This window comes from Streptomyces botrytidirepellens, assembly GCF_003721215.1.
In the GTDB taxonomy this organism is placed as follows: domain Bacteria; phylum Actinomycetota; class Actinomycetes; order Streptomycetales; family Streptomycetaceae; genus Streptomyces; species Streptomyces himastatinicus.
Window position 1 is genome coordinate 1 of sequence record NZ_RIBZ01000334.1, and the last position, 502, is coordinate 502.

Consider the following 502-nt stretch of genomic DNA (forward strand, 5'->3'; position numbering starts at 1 on the left):
GTGACCGCGGCGGGACGGGCCTTTCGCCGTGTCACCCCTCTTCGTCCTCGGGCCGGGGCAGCGGGAGGCCCGCCCGGTACTCGACGCCGTGCTCCGGTGGGATCGGCTCGCCGGTCTGTGCGTCGGTGCAGTACGCGGTGAAGACCTCGGCCTCGCTCAGCGGGCGCGGCCAGCCGTCGCGCAGCGACCAGCCGCGGACCGTGTCGGGCACTCCGGGCAGGCTCGTCCGCAGGACGATGCCGCCGGGGCTTCCGGTGGCGATGCCGCAGGCCAGCACGGTGCGGAAGACGAGCGCGCCGGGCTCGGCGAACGTCGGCGGCCGCCCTTCCCGCGCGGTGGCGTGCACCGCGGCGGCCAGGGGCGTGCCGTCCACCGGGACGCTGCACACCAGGTGGTGCAGGCCCGGCCCCGCCGCGTCGAGCACCGCGTGCAGCGCGGCGGCGGCGCGGTCGAACGCCGCGCGACCGGTGCCGTCACCATGGCCGCCGCAGCCGCCGCAGCC

Annotated in this window: 1 pseudogene; it reads right to left on the reverse strand. The window is 78.3% G+C overall.

The window, feature by feature from the left end:
- Positions 1–31 precede the first annotated feature (31 nt).
- Positions 32–502 (reverse strand): annotated as a pseudogene (locus tag EEJ42_RS30850) (hypothetical protein); the annotation flags it as partial.